The 18754-nt window shown below is 68.7% G+C and carries 18 protein-coding genes; 10 read left to right on the plus strand and 8 right to left on the minus strand.

Features of this window, described 5'->3' with window-relative positions:
• Positions 1-13: 13 nt before the first annotated feature.
• Entirely contained in the window at positions 14-469 is a 456-nt protein-coding gene (locus tag ACFWZ4_RS06530) for a hypothetical protein (RefSeq protein ID WP_439703922.1), read from the minus strand.
• A 163-nt stretch (positions 470-632) separates the two neighbouring features.
• Entirely contained in the window at positions 633-1091 is a 459-nt protein-coding gene (locus tag ACFWZ4_RS06535; RefSeq protein ID WP_439703923.1) for a hypothetical protein, read from the minus strand.
• Positions 1092-1250: 159 nt separating this feature from the next.
• Between ACFWZ4_RS06535 and ACFWZ4_RS06540 the strand changes: the two genes are divergently transcribed.
• The 3 genes from ACFWZ4_RS06540 (at position 1251) to ACFWZ4_RS06550 (ending at position 3515) form a co-directional block, all read left to right on the plus strand.
• Positions 1251-2120: a YihY/virulence factor BrkB family protein gene (locus tag ACFWZ4_RS06540; RefSeq protein WP_439703924.1), complete on the plus strand. Its 870-nt coding sequence runs from the start codon at positions 1251-1253 to the stop codon at positions 2118-2120.
• 41 nt (positions 2121-2161) lie between these two features.
• A complete protein-coding gene (locus ACFWZ4_RS06545; protein ID WP_439703925.1) occupies positions 2162-2578 on the plus strand; it encodes a universal stress protein in 417 nt (138 codons plus the stop codon).
• A gap of 115 nt (positions 2579-2693) precedes the next feature.
• A complete protein-coding gene (locus tag ACFWZ4_RS06550; protein ID WP_439703926.1) occupies positions 2694-3515 on the plus strand; it encodes a ferritin-like domain-containing protein in 822 nt (273 codons plus the stop codon).
• Positions 3516-3664: 149 nt separating this feature from the next.
• On the opposite strand, the gene ACFWZ4_RS06555 is transcribed toward ACFWZ4_RS06550, so the two are convergent.
• The 3 genes from ACFWZ4_RS06555 to ACFWZ4_RS06565 form a co-directional block, all read right to left on the minus strand.
• Positions 3665-4093, minus strand: a complete 429-nt coding sequence (locus ACFWZ4_RS06555) for a DUF6491 family protein (RefSeq protein WP_439703927.1) — start codon at positions 4091-4093, stop codon at positions 3665-3667.
• 64 nt (positions 4094-4157) lie between these two features.
• Positions 4158-4877 carry a hypothetical protein gene (locus ACFWZ4_RS06560; RefSeq protein ID WP_439703928.1) on the minus strand — a complete coding sequence of 240 codons (720 nt, stop codon included), beginning with the start codon at positions 4875-4877 and terminating at the stop codon, positions 4158-4160.
• A gap of 76 nt (positions 4878-4953) precedes the next feature.
• Positions 4954-5826 (minus strand): LytTR family DNA-binding domain-containing protein, encoded by an 873-nt coding sequence (locus ACFWZ4_RS06565; protein ID WP_439703929.1) that lies wholly within the window; start codon positions 5824-5826, stop codon positions 4954-4956.
• A gap of 212 nt (positions 5827-6038) precedes the next feature.
• Between ACFWZ4_RS06565 and ACFWZ4_RS06570 the strand changes: the two genes are divergently transcribed.
• Positions 6039-7841 (plus strand): FAD-dependent oxidoreductase, encoded by a 1803-nt coding sequence (locus ACFWZ4_RS06570; protein ID WP_439703930.1) that lies wholly within the window; start codon positions 6039-6041, stop codon positions 7839-7841.
• Between the two features lie 89 nt (positions 7842-7930).
• Here ACFWZ4_RS06570 and ACFWZ4_RS06575 read toward each other — a convergent pair whose 3' ends face one another.
• Positions 7931-8233 carry a DUF3247 family protein gene (locus ACFWZ4_RS06575; RefSeq protein ID WP_439703931.1) on the minus strand — a complete coding sequence of 101 codons (303 nt, stop codon included), beginning with the start codon at positions 8231-8233 and terminating at the stop codon, positions 7931-7933.
• A gap of 130 nt (positions 8234-8363) precedes the next feature.
• Between ACFWZ4_RS06575 and ACFWZ4_RS06580 the strand changes: the two genes are divergently transcribed.
• From ACFWZ4_RS06580 to ACFWZ4_RS06600, 5 genes are all read left to right on the plus strand, one after another.
• A complete protein-coding gene (locus ACFWZ4_RS06580) occupies positions 8364-9620 on the plus strand; it encodes an MFS transporter (protein ID WP_439703932.1) in 1257 nt (418 codons plus the stop codon).
• Between the two features lie 38 nt (positions 9621-9658).
• The gene (locus tag ACFWZ4_RS06585) at positions 9659-10576 is read left to right on the plus strand and encodes an arginine deiminase-related protein (RefSeq protein WP_439703933.1); all 918 of its coding nucleotides are present in this window, start codon (positions 9659-9661) and stop codon (positions 10574-10576) included.
• Positions 10577-10690: 114 nt separating this feature from the next.
• A complete protein-coding gene (locus ACFWZ4_RS06590) occupies positions 10691-12313 on the plus strand; it encodes an alpha/beta hydrolase-fold protein (protein ID WP_439703934.1) in 1623 nt (540 codons plus the stop codon).
• A gap of 4 nt (positions 12314-12317) precedes the next feature.
• Positions 12318-12986, plus strand: a complete 669-nt coding sequence (locus ACFWZ4_RS06595; RefSeq protein ID WP_439703935.1) for a glutathione S-transferase — start codon at positions 12318-12320, stop codon at positions 12984-12986.
• Between the two features lie 85 nt (positions 12987-13071).
• Positions 13072-13404, plus strand: coding sequence for a hypothetical protein (locus ACFWZ4_RS06600; RefSeq protein WP_439703936.1), 333 nt, complete (start codon positions 13072-13074; stop codon positions 13402-13404).
• Positions 13405-13461: 57 nt separating this feature from the next.
• On the opposite strand, the gene ACFWZ4_RS06605 is transcribed toward ACFWZ4_RS06600, so the two are convergent.
• Complete coding sequence (locus ACFWZ4_RS06605) at positions 13462-13686, minus strand: hypothetical protein (RefSeq protein WP_439703937.1); 225 nt, start codon at positions 13684-13686, stop codon at positions 13462-13464.
• Positions 13687-13991: 305 nt separating this feature from the next.
• Between ACFWZ4_RS06605 and ACFWZ4_RS06610 the strand changes: the two genes are divergently transcribed.
• On the plus strand, positions 13992-15593 hold the full coding sequence (locus tag ACFWZ4_RS06610; protein ID WP_439703938.1) for an MFS transporter: 1602 nt from the start codon (positions 13992-13994) through the stop codon (positions 15591-15593).
• Positions 15594-15903: 310 nt separating this feature from the next.
• Here the strand turns inward: ACFWZ4_RS06610 and aceE are convergent, their stop codons facing one another.
• Positions 15904-18627, minus strand: coding sequence for a pyruvate dehydrogenase (acetyl-transferring), homodimeric type (gene aceE, locus ACFWZ4_RS06615; protein WP_439703939.1), 2724 nt, complete (start codon positions 18625-18627; stop codon positions 15904-15906).
• Positions 18628-18754 lie beyond the last annotated feature (127 nt).

Here is an 18754-nt window from a genome sequence, read left to right on the forward strand (position 1 = left end):
TCTGCGCCGGACCTCAGCGGCGCGCAACGAACTGGGCGCGCACCGATGGCCGGCCCAGGCGCCAGGCCAACCACAGCAGCAGCGGCACCAGTAGTGTCTTGAGCACCAGTCCCAGCAGGAAGCTGCGGCGCGCCTGTTCGATCACCAGCAACAGCAGTTCGGATTGCGGCTGGCTCATGGCGCGCGCGCGGGCAACGTCGAACTGACCCCACTGCGTCAGCATCAGGCCACCGGTAGCCAGCGCCCACAGCACCAACAGCACGGCCACCACTTGCAGCGCGTGGCGGGCCCAAGGCTGGCGCAGGATCGCGCCGGCACACACCACGATCACGACGAAGGTGCCGACCAGGTAGGGCCAGTCGCCATGACGCAGGTATTGCACGCCGCCGAAGGCGGCCAGCAGCAGGACAATCCAGGTGGCGACCCGCCAGAGGCCGAAACGCGACACGGGCGCGGCAGCGAGGTCCATCAGGAATGGACCACCGCGTGGCAGAAGGACGTGATCGACAGGCGCATGGCGGTCTCCATGGAAAGATCCGCCAAAGTCTACGCGCTGGCCGGCGCGCGGTGGGCTTCAGCCCACCGCGCTGCGCGTAACCGGTGGCTGAAGCCCACCCTGCGCGTGATGCGCCTTACGGACGCGAGATGGTGAACTTGCCCACCGAGACGCCGAGGTTGATGCCCTGGCCGGTGCCCGACAATGCCAGCGACGTGGTGCCCTTGGTCAGCACCTGCGCCTGCGCGCTCCTGACCACGCCCGCTTCGGCGCCGGCCTGCACGTAGTCGCCGAACACTTCGGCGATGCCGGATACCTTGGTGATCTCGCCCTTGCCGTCGGTGACGCGGAACTTGCCCGCGGTGAGCCCGCCGCCGACCACGCTGATCTTCACCGGCGCACTCTCGCCGTTGTTGCAGGTGACCGTGCCCGCTCCCTCGGCATGTTTGTAGATGATCGACCAGCCCTGCAGGTTGTAGCTGATCTCGCACTTGACCATGGGTTCGGCAGCCCGGGCAGGCGCGACCGGCCAGGCGGCCAGCGTCATCGTGCCGGCCATGAACAGGCCCGCCAGTGCGGTAGTACGCAGATTCATCGCAGGTCTCCTTCCCCGTGCGGGGCGTGTTGAAGCTGCGGTCGAGTCTGCCCCCGGATGGGTGAAGGAAGCGCCAGCGGGAACGGCCGCGCGCGTTCACGATCGCCGCGCAGGAGCCTCGCCATGCTTGGCCTGCTCGCAGATCCAGGAGACAGCTCAATGCGCTCGTTGTGGCAATCGACCGTGGAGGTCGTCAAGCGCACCGCCAAGGGCGCGGCCGCGGACGACCTGATGACGCACGCGGCGGCGGTGGCGTTCTACTCGGCGCTGTCCTTCGCGCCGATGCTGGTGCTGCTGCTGTGGCTGGTCGCCTCGCTCCAGCCAGCCTGGCAACAGCAGCTGGTGGGCTCGATCAACAACCTGGTCGGTGCGCGCGCTTCCGACGCGGTGAAGCTGGTGATCAACAATGCCGAGGACCGCCCCCAGCTGGGCCACTGGGCCGGCATCATCGGCATGGCGGTGACGCTGATCGGCGCCTCGACCGTGTTTGCCCAGCTGCAACTGGCGATCAACCGCGTGTGGAACCTCAAGGCGGCACCGCGCAACGCGCTCTTCAGCTGGGTGCTGACCCGCATGCATGCGTTCGGGCTGCTGCTGACGCTGGCCTTCCTGCTGATCGTGTCGCTGGTTGCAAGCACCGCGATCGCGCTGTTTGCACGCGGCGACACGGTGGTGTGGGACGCGCTGGAGGCGATCGTGGCACTGCTGCTGTTCGGGTTGGTGTTCGCCTCCATCTACAAGGTCCTGCCCGATGCGCAGATCGACTGGCGGGACACGCTCCTCGGCGGCGCCTTCACGGCGATCCTCTTTGCCATCGGCAAGTTCGGCATCAGCCTTTATCTCGCACACAGCGACGTGGGCGGGGCCTATGGTCCGGCCGGCAGCGTGGTGGTGCTGCTGGTGTGGGTGTATTACTCGGTGCTGATCCTGCTGCTGGGTGCCGAGCTCACCCAGAACGTGGCCGAGGTGCGCGGGGTGCCGATCCGGCCCAACGAACATGCCGAGGTGGTGGCACCGTGTGACCAGTGAGGCCCGCGGCATAATCGGAACCACACGCACGGAGACGCGCCATGTTCAGGTATTCGCTGGTCGGCTACGACGGTTCGCCCTCCTCGCAACGCGCGTTCCAGACCGCGGTCGCGCTCGCGCGGTGCGGCCAGGGTCGGGTGCGGGTGGTGTCGGTGTTGCAGGTGACCGAGGGCGGTGCCGACGCGTGCGCGCTGATGATGGCCGACTCCAGCGCCCAGCGCGCGCAGGAGCTGCTCGACGAGCTGGTGGCGATGGAGCCGGATGCGCGCGGCATGATCGACGTGGAAGTCACCCACGGCAGCCCTGGCGACGTGCTGCTCGGCCAGGTCGAGCAGCGTGGCGTCGACCACATCGTGATCGGCCACACCGACCGCGGCACGCTGGCGCGCTGGCTGCTCGGTTCGGTCTCCAGCGATGTGCTGGCGCGTGCGCACGTGCCGGTGACGGTAGTGCCGTAGCAGCCGATGTTGCGGGGTGGGGATGGGTTAATCCGCGCGAGTCACGAGTCCGTATGCTGTCCGTCATTCGCCCGTCACGCGCGCGCTCCATGCCGCGCCCTCACAGGACACCCGCGTGAGCTATGCCCCTGCCCTGCCCTGGACGCTGGAAAGCCTCGACCTGTCGTGCATCGACCGCTCGCGCGTCCGCCATAACGAGGAATTGTTCTTCCTGCTGTGCAGTTCGTCCTTCGTCGAAAGCGGTTCGGACCTCTATACGCACAACCTGGTCGCCCACTTCAACGGCGACCAGGAGCTGCAGACCTGGCTAAGCCAGCACTGGGAGCATGAGGAACTGCAGCACGGCCGCGCGCTGGCCGCCTACGTGCGCGCGGTATGGCCGGAGTTCGACTGGGACAAGGGCTTCGCCGCCTTCTGGACCGAATACGGCGCCGTGTGCACCGCCGAGGAACTGGAGGACAGCCGCGGATTGGAGCTGGCCGCGCGCTGCGTGGTCGAGACCGGCACCGCCAGCCTGTACCGCGCGCTGCACGAGATCACCGACGAGCCGGTGCTCAAGCAGCTGACCGGCCATATCAAGAGCGACGAGGTACGCCACTTCAAGTACTTCTACCAGCACTTCCGCCGCTACCGCGAGAACGAGGGGCTGGGCCGCTACAAGGTCTTCCGCGCGGTGCTCAAGCGGGTCAACGAGATCCGCAGCGAGGACAGCGACATCGCGCTGCGCCACGTCTTCGAGCAGTGCTACCCGCAGCACAAGGGCGACCGCGAGGCCTTCCGCCGGATCGCCGGCAAGGCGCAGGACCTGCTGCGCCGGCACATCCCGGCGGAGATGACGGTGAAGATGCTGCTCAAGCCGCTGGATTTTCCGCCGCGGCTGCAGGGGGCACTGGAGAGGCCGCTGGCGAAGCTGGCCGAACGGCTCTTCCTCAACTGAGCCGTTGCAGGAGCCTCGAATAACCGGTTTCCCCGAACCCTTGCAGGAGCGCACCCGGTGCGCGACGACCGTAGAGCGCCAGCCTACGATCGCGCACAGGGTGCGCTCCTACCGAAGTGCTACCAGGCTTGCTGCATCGAACGCGCGGCTCAGTCCCGGCGCGGTTCCGCCGTGACCTGCCGTTGTTCCTGCTGCACCGCCTTGAGCTTGCCGATATCCACCGGGCGGATCTGCCGGATCGTGCACGCAAGCTGGTTGCGCCCGGTGATCACCTTGTCGAAGTTGATCGAGACCTGGCTGAGGTTCGAGGTCACGCCGATAGTGTTCGCGTAGGGCAGCTCGGTGCAGCCGGGCACGTCCAGCAGCCAGGCTTCCTTCGGCCTGGTGTAGACCACCACCTGGTCGCTGCCCAGCGGCTCCCACGACCACATCGGCAGGAAGAAGCGAAAGTTCCTGACCGGAGCGCCGGCGGCCGTCGCATAGGCCGCCTGGCGTTGTGCCACGCGCTGCGCGTTGGGAACACTGGAACAACCGGCAATGACCATCACGGCGGCGCCGGCCAGCAAGCTTCGTTTCATGGCGCTTCTCCTTCCGGGTCGACCCACCTGACCGCTAACGCATCGGCGCCGGGTCGGTGCACGCTCATTTCTTTTTCGGCAGCGCCTTCCACTTGGCCGGGTCGAAACCGCCCACCTCGTAGACCAGCGTTTCCTTTTTCTCGCCGTCGACCAGGGTCACGTCCAGGGTGATCTTCTTCGCCTTCTTCATCCGCGCGATGAAGTCGTCGTCGTCGCGGATCATCAGCGCCGGTTCGCCGGTGGACGGCGCGAACGCCCTGATGCCGTGCGCCTTGCCATCGAAAGTGGCGTGGATGGTGCAGTTGCCCCGGCAGACGAAGCCGTGCCCGCCGCCATACAGGAACACGTTCTGGCCCCAGGCGGTGTGCCGGCGCAGCACCAGCCGCACGCGGTCGTTGCCGGCGGCCTGGCTGGAATAGGTGGTCGCGGTGGACTGGGTGCCACCCTGCATCGGCGAGACCTGGTACTGCCACAGCGCGTCGAGCCGGCGCTTCTCGCTTTCTTCCTTCCAGCGCTTCTCGATGCCGGGCAGGGTCTGCTGCACTTCCCTGGCCGCGGCGCTGCCGGGGTAACGGTCGAGGATGTCGTGGCCCATGGTCACCGTCATCTCGTCGTTGTGGATGCGCACGAGCTGGCGGTAGGTGTCGAGCTTGCGCGCGGCGTCATCGTTCTGCGCCGAGGCCGCCGGCGCATTGGCCGCCTGCTCCTGGTCCTGCGAGTTGCAGCCGGCCAGCGCCAGCACGCCACACAGCACGGCCACGGACGGATGGAAGGGCAGCTTCATCGGGTGCTCTCCAGGCAAGGGAAAGGCCCTAGCGTGGGACGCGCAGGCGGGCGGTGCAAGCGCGGACGATGCCCGCCTAGACCGCTGCCGCCTCGCCAAACCGCTCGCGCAGCTGTGCGCGATAGCGCCGGCTGCAGGGGATGATCGCGCCGTCGCGCAACTTCAGGCGCGCATCGCCGGTGTCCAGCGGTTCGATCTCGGCCAGGAAGTCGAGGTTGGCCACGTAGCTGCGGTGCACGCGCACGAAACGCGCCGGGTCGAGCCGCTCCTCGATCGCCGCCATGGTCGAGCGCAGCGGATAGTCGCGCCCGCGCACGCGCAGGTTCACGTAGTTGCCGGCCGCCTGCAGCCACTCGATCTCGCGCGCGTTGACAAGGAACTCCCTGCCGAGCTTGCGCACCAGGAAGCGCTCGGGCCGTTCGACCGGTTCGACCGGCGGGCCCTCGTCGGGCGCCGCCAGCAGTCGCGCTTCGCCCTGCCAGCGCACCAGCCACAACCGCGACAGGCTGATCAGGGCGATGATGATGAAGTAGGTCCGGAAGTCCTTCAGGTATTCGTAGCCGAAGCCCGGCTCCCAGCGGCCGAAGTCGTAGCGGATGCCCGCGACGCGGTAGGCCAGCACGCGCAGCGCCACCATGCCGGTCACGTGCACCAGGCTGAACGGCACGGTGGCAAGCAGGTGCCAGGGCAGGCTGGTGCGCCAGGTGTCGAAGCGGAACGGCCAGCGCCGCTCCGTCGCCAGGATGGCGGGTACCAGTGCCAGGATCACCAGCGAGCTGGTCCACTCCCACACCCACGGTTCCCAGGCCGCGACGCGGGCGTGGTCGATCTGCGCCACCATGCTGTTGAACACGGTATTGAGGATGGCCAGGCCCACCCAGAAGGCGACCTCGGCCGGACGGCGCCAGCGGTGGAAGTCGCGGTATTCGAGGGTCGGGGTGGGAGGCATCGGGCGATTCTAGTGGGGCGCGGGCGAGCGTGACCGACACCCGTCCCGCCGTGCCCCTTCAAGGCGGGTGGCGCCCCGATGGATGTCGCGCGCCCCCGCGACTCGTCCCGCGCCCCCGCCATTCGTCCCAGCCCGTCCGCCACCGGACACCTGTCCCACGCCACCGGCCGCACCGTGACGTAAGTTGCCCCGACCGCCACCGAGGACCGCCCATGAAACGACGCGAACTGCTCAAGGCCGCGCTGGCCCTGCCGCTGCTGCCCGCCCTGATGCGCAACGCCCAGGCGATGCCGGCCGCGCTGGCCGGCGCGGTGCGCGCGCGGCTGCGGCCGGGGCAGCCGGGCTGGCCAGCGCCGGCCGAGTGGGAGGCGCTCAAGCGGGCCGTGGGCGGCCGCCTGCTCAAGCCGGTATCGCCGTTTGCCGGCGGGCCGGGCACGGCCGCCTACGTCGAGGCGGTCGAGCAACTGAAGAACCCGTTCGCGCTGGGCGACGATCCGGCGCTCACCCAGACCAGTGGCTGGGCCGACGCGTGGACCTCGCGGCCCAGCGCCTACGCGGTGGCGGCCGAGTCGGCGGCCGACGTGGCGGCGGCGGTGACCTTCGCGCGGCAGCATCGGCTGCGGCTGGTGGTCAAGGGCGGCGGGCACAGCTACCAGGGCACGTCGGAGGCGCCCGACTCGCTGCTGGTCTGGCCGCGGCGCATGAACAAGGTCACCCTGCACGAGGGCTTCGTGCCCAGCGGCGGCGAGGGCAAGGTGACACCGCTGCCGGCGGTCAGCGTAGGGGCCGGCGCGATGTGGATCGACGTCTACCACGCGGTGACCACGCTCGGCGGGCGCTACGTGCAGGGTGGCGGCTGCACCACCGTCGGCGTGGCCGGACTGGTGCAGAGCGGCGGCTTCGGCAGTTTTTCCAAGGGCTTCGGCACCGCCGCGTCCAACCTGCTGGAGGCCGAGGTGGTCACGGCCGATGGCGCGGTGCTGACCGTCAGCGAGCATGCGCATCCGGAACTTTTCTGGGGCCTCAAGGGCGGCGGTGGCGGCAGCCTGGGCGCGGTGACCCGGCTGACCCTGCGCACGTTCGAGCTGCCGCCGTTCTTCGGCGCGGTGTTTGGCACCATCCAGGCGTCCTCCGACCAGGCCTACCGGGCACTGGTGGCGCGGGCGATGGCGTTCTACCGCGAGGCGCTGTTCAACCGGCACTGGGGCGAGCAGATGACCTTCGCGCCGGACAACACCCTGTCGATCAATATGGTGTTCCAGGGCCTGACCCAGGCGCAGGCCGAGCAGGCGTGGAAGCCCTTTTTCGACTGGGTGCGCGCGCACGACGAATACAGTTTCGCCGAAGCACCGCGCACGCTGGCGTTGCCCGCGCAACACTTCTGGGACGCGGACTTCTTCCGCCAGCACGCGCCGCAGCTGATGGTGAACGACGATCGCCCCGGCGCGCCGTCCTATCACATGGTCTGGACCGGCGATCGCGGCCAGGTCGGCTGGTTCATCCATGCCTACCAGTCGGCATGGATGCCGGCTGCGCTGCTCGCCCCCGGGCTGCAGTCGGCGCTGGCCGACGCGTTGTTCGCGGCGTCCCGCCGGCACGACTTCGCGTTGCATTTCAACAAGGGCATGGCCGGCGGCGAGCCCTCGGCGATTGCACGCACGCGCGATACCGCCATGAACCCGCAGGTGGCCGACGCCTTTGCCCTGGCGATCTGCGCCGATGGCAGCGGCCCGGCCTTCCCGGGGTTGCGCGAAGCGGACCTGGCCCAGGCGCGCGGCGACGCGGCGGCGGTCGCCGGTGCGATGGACGCATTGCGCCTGGTCGCACCGCACGCCGGCTCGTACGTGTCCGAAAGCGATTACTTCCTGCGTGACTGGCAGCGCGGCTTCTGGGGGTCGAACTATGCGCGGCTGCTGCGCGCCAAGCGCCGTTACGATCCCGACGGGCTGTTCGTCGTGCACCACGGCGTTGGGAGCGAGGGCTGGAGCGCGGACGGGTTCACGCGCGTCGATTAGCGGGACAAGGGATCGCCCGGTACGGGAGCGCCTGTACGCGACCGGTGCATGGCGGTCGCGCCCACGACGCGCTTGCAGGCAACTACCGGTCAGGCACGCAATTGCGCATCGGAATCCAGGTGTTCGATACGCTCGATCTGGTCGAACCAGATGTAGCGCTTCCATTCGGACGTGCCCAGTTGTTCCAGGTGCACCACGCCATTGGCCCCCTCGTTGCCGTCGCCGTCGTAGAACTCCTGCACGGTCGGGCGCGCGGCGACGATGCCGTCGCAGGTGCTGCCGTCGACCAGGTGCAGGCGCACGCGTGCGCCGTTCTGCAGGTGCTCGACCCATTGGTTGAAGCGGGCGATGGTCGGCTGGTCGGTGTAGACGTGTTCGGCCTGGCGGCCCATGGCCGGTCTCCTGCTGCGGCGATGGGGCGAGGCTAGGGCGCGGATGGGCAAGTGGCCGTGAAGCCGGCCGTGCACTCGTGTCGACGGCGGGCGGCGGCGATAATCCCCTCTTGGCCCCACCGGACTCCCCATGCCCACCGAGTCTCTGCTCACGCACCGCGCCTTCGTGCAGTTCTGGTTCGCCCGCATCGCCTCGGGCTTCGGCTTCCAGATGCTGTCGGTGGCGGTGGCCTGGCAGATCTACGCGATCACCGGCCGGGCCCTGGACCTGGGGTTGATCGGCCTGGTGCAGTTCTTCCCCTCGGTGCTGCTGGCGTTGCCGGCCGGCCACGTCGCCGACCAGTTCGAGCGCCGGCGCGTGGTGCTGATCGGGCAGATCGTCGAATGGTGCGCGATCGCCGCGCTGGCGGTGTTGAGCTTCACCGGACGCATCCACGAGGCCGGCATCCTGGCGCTGGTGTTCGTGATCAGCACGGCCAGGGCGTTCGAGTCGCCCTCGATGTCCTCGCTGCTGCCGGCGCTGGTGCCGCCGGCGATCCTGCCGCGCGCGGTGGCGGTCAGTGGTTCGGCCTTCCAGATGGCCATGGTGCTGGGGCCGGCAGTGGGCGGCCTGCTCTACGTGGCGGGCCCTGGCGTGGTCTACGCCACGGCCGCGGGCCTGTACCTGGTCGCCGCCACGCTGATGGCGCAGCTTCGCTACGAGCAGGCGCCGCCCAGGCGCGAGCCGGCCACGCTCGAGTCGCTGTTCGCCGGCGTGCACTTCATCCGCGAACGCAAGGACGTGCTCGGCGTGATCTCGCTGGACCTGTTCGCCGTGCTGTTCGGCGGCGCCACCGCTCTGCTGCCGATCTTCGCCAAGGACATCCTGCATACCGGCCCCTGGGGCCTGGGCCTGCTGCGCGCGGCGCCGGCGGTGGGCGCACTGCTGATGTCCTTCTGGCTGGCCCGGCACGACCTGACCCGGCGCGTGGGCATGATCATGTTCGGCTCGGTAGCCGGCTTCGGCGTGGCTACGCTGGCGTTCGCGCTGTCCTCGTGGATGTGGCTGTCGTTGATTGCGCTGTTCGCAGGTGGCGCGTTCGACATGGTGAGCATGGTGATCCGCGGCTCGATGGTGCAGCTGGACACGCCCGATGCGATGCGCGGGCGGGTCAACGCGGTCAACTCGATCTTCATCAACACCTCCAACCAGCTGGGCGAGTTCGAGTCCGGCCTGGTCGCTGCATGGTTGGGCGCTGTGGGCGCGGCGGTGCTGGGCGGCGTCGGCACGCTGGTGGTCGTGGGGCTGTGGATGGCGATGTTCCCCGGCCTGCGTCGCCGCCAGAGACTGCATCTGGAACCGGAGGCGATCGAGGTGGCCGGGGAGGCCGACGCCAAGACGATTTGAGCGGGCTTACCATGGCCTGGCCCTGAGGAGCCCAAGCCGTGATCGTCACTTCGCCCGCCGCCTTCCTCGACGCCTTCGCGGCTTTGCCACCGCTCGCCCATGCCCAGGCCACCGCGCGCGCGGCGTTCCTGCTCGCCCCGGCGGAATTCGCGCTGGCCGAAGAGTCCGCCAGCGACAACCGCTACATGGACATGGGGCTTGCAGTCGATCCGCTGCGCGCGCTGGCCCAGCACGCGGCGCTGGCGCAGGCGTTGCGCGCCGACTGCCCGGTGGTCACCTTCCCCGGCGACGCCAGCACCCCCGATGCGGTGTTCCCCAACAACGTGTTCGCCACCGCGCCGGGGCGGCTGATCGTCGGGCGCATGCGCCATGCGGTGCGCCAGCGCGAGGCCGGGCGGCGCGACGTGCGCGACTTCTTCGCCCAGGTGCTCGGCTACGAGGAGATCGACCTGTCCTGCCGCACCGACTGCGTGGCCGAGCTGACCGGCGCACTGGTGATCGACCGCGCCCGCGGCGTGGGCTATTGCGGCCTGTCCGAACGCTGCGACGAGGCCGGAGCGCGGGCCATGCACGAGGCGTTCGGGCTGCGGCTGATGTTCTGCTTCCCGCTCGCCGCGGGCGAATACCACACCAACGTGGTGCTGGCGTTGCTGGCCAGTCGCGCCGCGATCGTGGCGCCGGACGGCTTCGCCGATCCGGCCGTGCCCGCGGCGATCGCCCGGGCCTACGGCGACCGTGCGCTGTGGCTCACGCCGGCGCAGAAACAGGCCTTCGCCGGCAACGCGATCGCGCTATCGGACGAGCGGGTGTGGATGAGCGGCGCGGCCGCCGCCGCGCTCACCGACACGCAGCGGCAGGCGCTGTCCGGCTGGGGCTTTCGCATCGGCGCGGTGGCGCTGGACGAGATCGAGAAGGCCGGCGGCAGTTTGCGGTGTTGCGTGGCGGAGATTTTCTGACGGCGCAGCGCACCCGGATACGCATGCCGCGGTTCGAAGAGCCTACCGCTCGCCGGGGGGTATCAGGCAAACGGGCAGTGTGACGGGTGCCCGCCAACCGCTACGATCGCCGGCATGACCACGCCCCTGCCCTTCCTGCGCCTCGCCGGCGCCGCCCTCCTCGTCCTGGCCACCGTGCCTGCCGTGCACGCGGCGGACGGCCCGCGCATCCAGGTCAGCTTCAGCGCCAAGGCGCACGCGCAACCGATCACCGGGCGCGTCTACGTCGCGGTCAGCCGAAGCAACGAGACCCCGCCGATCGAGCAGACTGACATCACCGGCGTGCCGCTGTTCGGCCACGACGTCACGGCGCTCGCACCCGGCCAGGCGGCGACCATCGATGCCGACGACTTCGGCGCGCCGCTGACCAGCCTGCGCCAGCTCCCCGCCGGCGACTACTGGATGCAGCCCTTCGTCAACGTCTACACCGAGTTCAAGCGCGCGGACGGCCACACCGTGTGGCTACACATGGACCAGTGGGAAGGCCAGGATTTCAAGCACTCGCCCGGCAACCTCTACGGCAAGCCGGTGAAGGTGCACTACGACCCCGCCGCGCCGACGCCGGTGACGCTGGTGGCGGACCAGGTGATCCCGCCGATCCCGTTCCCGAAGGACACGCCCTACGTCAAGCGCTTCCGCATCAGGAGCAAGCTCCTGAGCGACTGGTGGGGCCAGCCGATCTATCTCGGCGCCACGGTGCTGCTGCCGAAGGATTACGACAAACACCCGGACGTGCGCTATCCGGTGATCTACGAGCAAGGCCACTTCTCTACCGGCGCGCCCGGCGGCTTCGATCATCCGAAGTCGCATTTCCGCGACTACTGGCTGGCCGACGGCACGCCGCGCTACATCATGGTGAGCCTGCAGCACCCCTCGCCGTACTACGACGACTCCTACGCGGTGAACTCGGCCAACGAGGGCCCGTATGACGACGCCATCCACCAGGAGCTGCTGCCGGACGTCCAGAAGCGCTTCCGTACCATCGACGCACCGTGGGCGCGCATCCTGGAAGGCGGTTCCACCGGGGGCTGGATCGCGATGGCCCAGATGATCTTCCACCCGGACTACTACGGCGCCACCTTCGCCTCCTGCCCGGACGCGCTGGACTTCCGCCATCACCAGGTGGTGAACATCTACGACGACGCCAACGCGTACTGGCTCGACACGGGCTGGGTGAAGGTCGAGCGCGTGGACACGCGCCAGCCCGACGGCAACGTCGAGGCCATGATGAAGGACGAGAACTGGTACGAACGGGCGGTGGGCGACCACAGCCGCTCCGGTGGCCAGTGGGACATCTGGGAGGCGGCGTTCGGCCCGGTCGGCGCGGACGGCTATCCGAAGCGGCTCTGGGACAAGCGCACGGGCGTGATCGACCACGACGTCGCGCAGTACTGGAAGGCGCACTTCGACCTGCGCCACCTGCTTCAATCGCAATGGGCCACGCTGGGTCCGAAGGTGACCGACAAGATCCACATCTACGTGGGCGATGCCGACACCTACAACCTCAACATGGGCGTGCGCGCGATGGATGCGTTCCTCAGGAGCGCGCGCAACCCGCCCTTCCGCGGCAGCGTGACCTACCAGCCGATGGCGCCGCACTGCTGGGGACCGCGCGGCAAGGAACTGATCGAGACGGTCACGCGGTACATCGACGGCCACGCGCCAGCCGATGCGGATCGCACGGGTTGGCGTTACTGAGCCGGTGATCACCGTCCACCACCTCGACAACTCGCGCTCCCAGCGCATTCTCTGGCTGCTCGAAGAACTGGGCCTGGACTACCGCGTCGAGCGCTACCAGCGCGATCCGAAGACGATGCTCGCCCCGCCGGCGCTGCGCGCGATCCATCCGCTGGGCAAATCGCCGGTGGTGAGCGACGGCGGGCTCTTGCTGGCCGAATCCGGCGCGATCATCGAGTACCTCGGCGACACCTACGGCGCCGGCACGCTGATGCCCCCGCCCGGCAGCGACGCGCGCCGGCGTTGCGGCTACTGGCTGCACTACGCCGAGGGCTCGGCGATGCCACCGTTGCTGCTCAAGCTGGTGTTCTCCCGCGTCGCCAAGGCGCCGGGGCCGTTCTTCGTGCGGCCATTTGCGCGCGCTATCGCGGCCAAGGTGCAGCGCACGTTCGTCGATCCGCAGATCGCGCTGCACCTGGATTATCTGGAAGGCGAGCTGGGCAAGAGCGCCTGGTTCGCCGGCGAGGAGTTCGGCGTGGCCGACATCGCGATGAGCTTCCCGCTGGAAGCGGCCAGCGCGCGCGGCGGCCTGGATGCAGGCCGTCCCCGTTTGTGGGCGTGGCTTGAGCGCATCCACGCGCGGCCGGCCTACGGGCGCGCGCTCGAACGCGGTGGCGAATACCGGCTGGGCTAAGGCCAGCCTGAACCGGGGGAGCAGTTTCGACGCCCCTCTCACGCCGCGGCGGTCAGGCTGGGGCCTCGACGCACAGGAGGCCTCAATGAACCGAACCCACGATATCGAGCAGCGTCTCGACGGCGCCAGCGAACGCGTTCGCGACCGCGTGCGCCAGTACGCATCCGGCACCGCCGACACGGCCAGCAACCTGGTCGAGCGTGGCCGCCGCCTGACCACGCGCCTTGGACGCCGCAGCTCCGGCTACGGCAAGCAGATCTCGCACATGGCCGAAGACCTGGCCGATGAAGCGAGCTACCAGTACCGCCGCGCGCGCCGTCACGCCAGCCGCCATCCGGTGGCGACGGTTGCCGTGGTCGCCGGCACCATCGGCGCGTTCTTCCTGCTGCGCAAGCTGCTGCGCAGCGACGAGGACTAAAGGCGTCACGCTCCCTCCCCGAACGGGAGAGGGAGCGCGCCTTCGAACACCGCATTTTTACATGCGCGGCTCGGGCACCGTCGGGCTGTGAGGTTCGATGGGCGGCACTTCCGGCTGTTGCGGACGGCCGGGATCGATCGGATCGTTCGGACGCTGCGGCGGCGGGTCCTGCTGCGGGTGCTCGGGCTCGCCGGGCGGGCCGCTGAGGGACCAGTCCGAGTCCCGGAGGAGAGAAGAATGAATCGGCGTGGCCGTGGCGGCGCCGTGCATGCGCTCGATCATGGAAACCTACGTGTGGCTGCTATGCGCCGAGTATCGGAAGACAGCCGTGCGTGCTGCGCGAAGGGCCCGTTCACTTTGCGCAGGCCAGCGTTGCGCGCTCGAAGGGCCGTCCCCTGCGGAAAGAGGGATTGAGCGTGGACCGGGAGAAGCAGGTTGTGGGGCCCCACCCGCCAAAAGCGGCCAACGCACGACGCACGCACGGGTGTCTGTCCCCAGAGCGGCCCCGCCCCAGCCCTCTCCCCCGGGGGAGAAGGCGCAGCAGCTCGGCAGGGTAAGCTTGCCCTTCCCTCGCCAACTTCACCCGCATGTCCCACAAGAGCGTCACCTTCCACCACCCCATCGCCTTCTGGGCCGGCTGCCTCTGCGTGATTGCCGGCGTGCTGGCGCATCTGCCGATGCTCGCGATGGCCGCGCCGATGCATTACCGGCTGGCCGGCATGCCGATGGACAACATGATGCTCATCGGCATGGCGCTGGTCCCGCTGGGCGTTCTGTTGTCCGGCTACGGCCTGATGCCGCGACTGGCGCAGATGCGCCGCACGCTGCATGCCGATGCCAGCCCGCTGCCTTTCCACGTGGCCGACCACGTGCCGCTCAACCGCGAACACTGGAAGCTGGTGGGCGTGCTGACCATGGCGCTGGCGGTGGACGTGATGAAGCCGGCAACGATCGGTTTCGTGATGCCGGGCATGTCGTCCGAATACGGCATCAGCGCGGCCACCGGCGGCCTGCTGGCGCTCTCGGCGCTGATCGGCACCACGGTAGGTTCGGTCGTGTGGGGGCGCCTGGGCGACCTGTTCGGGCGGCGCGCCACCATCCTGCTCTCGGCGCTGATGTTCATGGGCACCTCGATCTGCGGCGCGATGCCATCGTTCGGCTGGAACCTGGTGATGTGCTTCATGATGGGCGCGGCCGCCGGAGGCATGCTGCCGATCACCTTCACGCTGATGGCCGAAACCATTCCGACCGCGCACCGTGGCTGGCTGCTGGTGGCGCTCGGCGGCGTCGGCACCTCGGCCGGCTATCTGCTCGCCTCGGGCGCGGCGACGCTGTTCGAGCCGACCTACAGCTGGCGCGCGTTATGGCTGCTCAACCTGCCCACGGGCGCCCTGATCGTGCTGCTCAACCGCTACATCCCCGAATCGCCGCGCTTCCTGGCGCTGGCCGGCCTGGAGGAGCAGGCGCGCGCGGTGCTGCTGAAGTTCTCCGGCAACCAGCCGCCGGTACGCGGGATCGCGCCGCTGCCGGCGGAAGCCCATGCGCACGGGGTCGAACGGGTCGGGATGCGCCAACTGCTGCGCGGGCGGCATGCGGCGATCACCTGGGGCTTGATGGTCTGCGCGGTGGCCTGGGGGCTGGCCAATTTCGGCTTCCTGCTGTGGCTGCCAGCCAACCTGGTCAAGCTGGGCATCGATGCCCAGGCGAGCGCCGCGCTGCTGGCGCGCTCGGCGGTCCTCGCGCTGCCGGGCATCGCCGTCGTAGTGGCCTGCTATCAGCGCTGGAGCAGCATCCGCACGCTGGTGCTGTTCATCGCGCTGACGGCGGCGTCGCTGCTGCTGTTCTTCGCGATCGGAATGATGGAGCTGCGCTCGAACGCGCTGACCACGGCCGCCACGGTGGCGCTGCTGCTCAGCATCAGCGGCGTGATCGCAACACTCATTCCCTATGCGGCGGAGATCTACCCCGTTCACCTGCGCAGCACCGGGTCGGGGCTGATCGCCGGCGGTTCGAAGCTCGGCGGCATTCTCGGCGCGCTGCTGGGCGTGCTCGGGCTGTTCGAGCATTTCATGCTGTCGGCTCTGCTGATCGCGCTTCCGATGGGCCTGGCTGCGTGGCTACTGGTGCGACGCGGGATCGAGACGCGTGGGCACGGGTTGGAGGCGATCCAGCAGGTGTTGTCCGAGTAGGCCCGGCAGGCGCCTTGCCTGCACTGCACTCGGTGCGAGCGAATTTGCAGGCTGAAGCTGTGTGCTGAAACGCTTCGCGCACGAGAGACCGCTTGCCCGTGCTTGGATAACTTCCCGCGACCTGGCTCGCCTGCCGCGGGCTTCCGATCGCCTGCCGGCGCTCGAAAGCCCGCCGCAGGCGAGCCCAGTCGCCGCAGATACCCGCAAGAACGACATGCAAGGCAACGTCCATGCAAAAGCATCCCCGCGAGCCCCGACCCCTCACCCCAACCCTCTCCCCGGCGGAAAGAGGGAACTATGAGACGGACGATCAGACCGTCTGCGGGTTCGGCTTGTCCGGGTCGAGCTTGTACTCCTTGATCGCCCGCGCCACGTCCTTGGCATTGACCAGGCCGTCCTTCGCCAGCGCGGCCAGCGCGGCGTGGGCGATCCAGTAGCGGTCGACCTCGAAGAAGTCACGCAGGTGCTCGCGCGTGTCCGAGCGGCCGTAGCCATCGGTACCCAGCACCGTGTAGCGCATGCCGTCGGGCATGAAGGCGCGGATCTGGTCGGCGTACTCGCGCACGTAGTCGGTCGCCGCGATGGCCGGGCCCGAGCGGCCCTGCAACAGCTGGGTGACGTACGGCAGGCGCTGCTCGGCTTCCGGGTGCAGGCGGTTCCAGCGCTCGGCATCGAAACCGTCGCGGCGCAGCTCGGCGAAGCTGGGGCAGGACCAGATGTCGGCGGCCACGCCGAAGTCCTTCTGCAGCAGCTCGGCCGCGGCGATCACTTCGCGCAGGATGGTGCCCGAGCCGAGCAGCTGCACGCACGGCGCCTTGGCCTTGGCCTTGGACTTGCCCTTGCCGCCGTTGCCCGTGCCCGAGTCGCGGAACAGGTACATCCCCTTGATGACGCCCTCCTCGCAACCCTTGGGCAGATCCGGGTGCTCGTAGTTCTCGTTCATCACGGTGATGTAGTAGTACACGTCCTCCTGCTCCTGCAGCATGCGGCGCGTGCCGTCCTGCAGGATCACCGCGACCTCGTAGGAGAAGGTCGGGTCGTACGATTTGACGTTCGGGATCACGCCGGACATCAGGTGCGACTGGCCGTCCTCGTGCTGCAGACCTTCGCCGTTCAGCGTGGTGCGGCCGGAGGTGCCGCCGATCAGGAAGCCGCGCGCGCGCATGTCGCCGGCCGCCCAGGCCAGGTCGCCGATGCGCTGGAAGCCGAACATCGAGTAGTAGATGAAGAACGGCAGCATCGGCTGGTTGCTGATCGAGTAGCTCGACGCCGCGGCCATCCAGGCGGCCATGCCGCCGGCCTCGCTGATGCCTTCCTGCAGCACCTGGCCCTTCTGGTCCTCGCGGTAATAGAGCAGCTGGTCGGCGTCCTGCGGACGGTACTTCTGGCCGAACGGCGCGTAGATGCCGATCTGGCGGAACATGCCCTCCATGCCGAAGGTGCGCGCCTCGTCGGCGACGATCGGCACCACGCGCGGGCCGATCGCCTTGTCGCGCAGCAACAGGTTCATGCCGCGCACCAGCGCCATGGTGGTGGAGATCTCGCGTTCGCCGGTGCCCTTGGTGATCTGCTCGAACGCCGACAGGTCCGGCGCCTTCAGCTGCACGTCGGTCTTGCGGCGGCGCTGCGGCAGGAAGCCGCCCAGCGCGCGGCGGCGCTCGAGCATGTATTCGACTTCCGGCGAGTCCTTGCCCGGATGGAAATAAGGTACCTCGTCGAGCTTGTCGTCGGCGACCGGGATGTTGAAGCGGTCGCGGAAGGCGCGGATCGAATCGGTGTCGAGCTTCTTCTGCTGGTGGGTCGGGTTCTGCGATTCGCCCGAGCCCAGGCCCATGCCGTAGCCCTTGACCGTCTTGGCCAGGATCACCGTGGGCATGCCCTTGGTGTTCACCGCCGCGTGGTAGGCGGCGTAGACCTTGTGCGGGTCGTGGCCGCCACGGTTCAGGCGCCAGATGTCGTCGTCGGAGAGGTTGGCGACCATCTCGCGGGTCTGCGGGTACTTGTTGAAGAAATGCTCGCGCGTGTAGGCGCCGCCGAAAGCCTTGCAGGCCTGGTACTCGCCGTCGAGCGTTTCCATCATCAGCTTGCGCAGTACGCCATCGTTGTCGCGCGCCAGGAGCGGATCCCAGTAGGAACCCCAGATCACCTTGATCGCGTTCCAGCCGGCGCCACGGAACACGCCTTCCAGTTCCTGGATGATCTTGCCGTTGCCGCGCACCGGGCCATCCAGGCGCTGCAGGTTGCAGTTGATCACGAACACCAGGTTGTCCAGGCCTTCGCGGCCGGCCAGCGAGATGGCGCCGAGCGACTCGGGCTCGTCGCATTCGCCATCGCCCATGAAGCACCAGATCTTGCGGTCGGTCTTCGGGATCAGGCCGCGGTGCTCCAGGTACTTCCAGAACTGCGCCTGGTAGATCGCCTGGATCGGGCCCAGGCCCATCGACACGGTGGGCACCTGCCAATAGTCGGGCATCAGCCACGGATGCGGGTAGGAGGACAGGCCGCGGCCCTTGCCGACGACCTCCATGCGGAACAGGTCCAGCTGCTCCTGGCTGATGCGCCCTTCCAGGAACGAGCGGGCGTACACGCCCGGGCTGGAGTGGCCCTGGTGGAACACCAGGTCGCCCGGATGTTCGGCGCTGGGTGCGCGCCAGAAATGGTTGAAACCCACGTCGTAGAGCGTGGCCGAGGACGCGAAGCTGGCGATATGCCCGCCGAGCTCGCCGGGCTTGCGGTTGGCGCGCACCACCATCGCCATCGCGTTCCAGCGGATCAGCGAGCGGATGCGCCACTCCATCGCCGCGTCGCCCGGGCTCTTGGCCTCCTGGCTGGGCGCGACGGTGTTGACGTACTCGGTGGTCGGGTCGAACGGCAGGTAGCCGCCGGAGCGCCGCGTGGAATCGACCATGCGCTCGAGCAGGTAGTGCGCGCGCTCGGTGCCGTCGTGCTGGATGACCGCGTTGAGCGATTCGACCCACTCGCGGGTTTCGGTGGGGTCGATATCCTGGTTCAGGATGTCATCGAACTGATCCATGAAGCTTCTCCGCGGCGCGCTGGGCGCCTGATGTATTCGACGTGTGGGGAGCCCCCGATTCTAGCTTTCGGGGTGCTGCGCTGCCATATGAAGCGGTCCGGCGTGACTCGGCACGCCGCGGTGCGCC

Origin of the sequence: Frateuria sp. GZRe12, assembly GCF_051900535.1 — a bacterium.
In the GTDB taxonomy this organism is placed as follows: Bacteria; Pseudomonadota; Gammaproteobacteria; order Xanthomonadales; family Rhodanobacteraceae; genus Frateuria_A.

What these genes read in the sequence shown, in the direction of transcription:
- ACFWZ4_RS06605 (WP_439703937.1), bottom strand. Translation starts at nt 13,686, where the DNA reads ATGATCGAGCGCATGCACGGCGCCGCCACGGCCACGCCGATTCATTCT.
- ACFWZ4_RS06580 (WP_439703932.1), top strand. Translation starts at nt 8,364, where the DNA reads ATGCCCACCGAGTCTCTGCTCACGCACCGCGCCTTCGTGCAGTTCTGG.
- ACFWZ4_RS06540 (WP_439703924.1), top strand. Translation starts at nt 1,251, where the DNA reads ATGCGCTCGTTGTGGCAATCGACCGTGGAGGTCGTCAAGCGCACCGCC.
- ACFWZ4_RS06545 (WP_439703925.1), top strand. Translation starts at nt 2,162, where the DNA reads ATGTTCAGGTATTCGCTGGTCGGCTACGACGGTTCGCCCTCCTCGCAA.
- ACFWZ4_RS06575 (WP_439703931.1), bottom strand. Translation starts at nt 8,233, where the DNA reads ATGGGCCGCCAGGCCGAACACGTCTACACCGACCAGCCGACCATCGCC.
- ACFWZ4_RS06535 (WP_439703923.1), bottom strand. Translation starts at nt 1,091, where the DNA reads ATGAATCTGCGTACTACCGCACTGGCGGGCCTGTTCATGGCCGGCACG.
- ACFWZ4_RS06560 (WP_439703928.1), bottom strand. Translation starts at nt 4,877, where the DNA reads ATGAAGCTGCCCTTCCATCCGTCCGTGGCCGTGCTGTGTGGCGTGCTG.
- ACFWZ4_RS06555 (WP_439703927.1), bottom strand. Translation starts at nt 4,093, where the DNA reads ATGAAACGAAGCTTGCTGGCCGGCGCCGCCGTGATGGTCATTGCCGGT.
- ACFWZ4_RS06590 (WP_439703934.1), top strand. Translation starts at nt 10,691, where the DNA reads ATGACCACGCCCCTGCCCTTCCTGCGCCTCGCCGGCGCCGCCCTCCTC.
- ACFWZ4_RS06570 (WP_439703930.1), top strand. Translation starts at nt 6,039, where the DNA reads ATGAAACGACGCGAACTGCTCAAGGCCGCGCTGGCCCTGCCGCTGCTG.
- ACFWZ4_RS06600 (WP_439703936.1), top strand. Translation starts at nt 13,072, where the DNA reads ATGAACCGAACCCACGATATCGAGCAGCGTCTCGACGGCGCCAGCGAA.
- aceE (WP_439703939.1), bottom strand. Translation starts at nt 18,627, where the DNA reads ATGGATCAGTTCGATGACATCCTGAACCAGGATATCGACCCCACCGAA.
- ACFWZ4_RS06565 (WP_439703929.1), bottom strand. Translation starts at nt 5,826, where the DNA reads ATGCCTCCCACCCCGACCCTCGAATACCGCGACTTCCACCGCTGGCGC.
- ACFWZ4_RS06610 (WP_439703938.1), top strand. Translation starts at nt 13,992, where the DNA reads ATGTCCCACAAGAGCGTCACCTTCCACCACCCCATCGCCTTCTGGGCC.
- ACFWZ4_RS06530 (WP_439703922.1), bottom strand. Translation starts at nt 469, where the DNA reads ATGGACCTCGCTGCCGCGCCCGTGTCGCGTTTCGGCCTCTGGCGGGTC.